Raw genomic sequence first — 460 nt, 5'->3', positions numbered from 1 at the left:
GGTGGCGTTGACATCCGCTACCCGCTGTTTGGCGATTAAAGCCCGCGCCTCGTCCTGCGTCGCGGCCTGGCCAAGCTGCAACACCAATTCGGCGGTCCCGCCGGGCGGCAGGACAAGGTGGGTCTGCAATGCGCCGCAGGGATCCAGCCCGGCGCCGACGACATTCCCCAATGGAACTCCGGCGGCCAGTGCCAGCGGATTATCGAGCATCCCGTTGCGGCCAATGAACGTGCGGCGGTCGCCGGACCAGGACGTTTGCCGTCCGGACAAGTCGGCGAACGCGATACGTTGGCCGAACGTGGTGTTCCACGGGCAGCGGGCAAACAACGCCCCGGTTTCCGGATCCATTGATGTGACGATGAACGGCGCCGTGGCGCGGGTCGCCCCGAGAACCCACTCGACATAGACCGTGACCGAAAGCCGCCGGGGCCGGTCGGACTGGTTGGTGACGATCAGGCGG

The 460-nt window shown here is 66.7% G+C and carries 1 protein-coding gene; it reads right to left on the bottom strand.

The features are described 5' to 3' along the window. Window positions 1–460 (bottom strand): hypothetical protein (locus GSQ89_RS10015; RefSeq protein ID WP_158924590.1); only part of this gene is annotated, 460 nt, incomplete at both ends.

The sequence above is a fragment of the Acidisphaera sp. S103 genome (assembly GCF_009765975.1).
In the GTDB taxonomy this organism is placed as follows: Bacteria; Pseudomonadota; Alphaproteobacteria; order Acetobacterales; family Acetobacteraceae; genus Rhodopila.
This window is presented reverse-complemented; position numbering and strand designations above follow the sequence as displayed.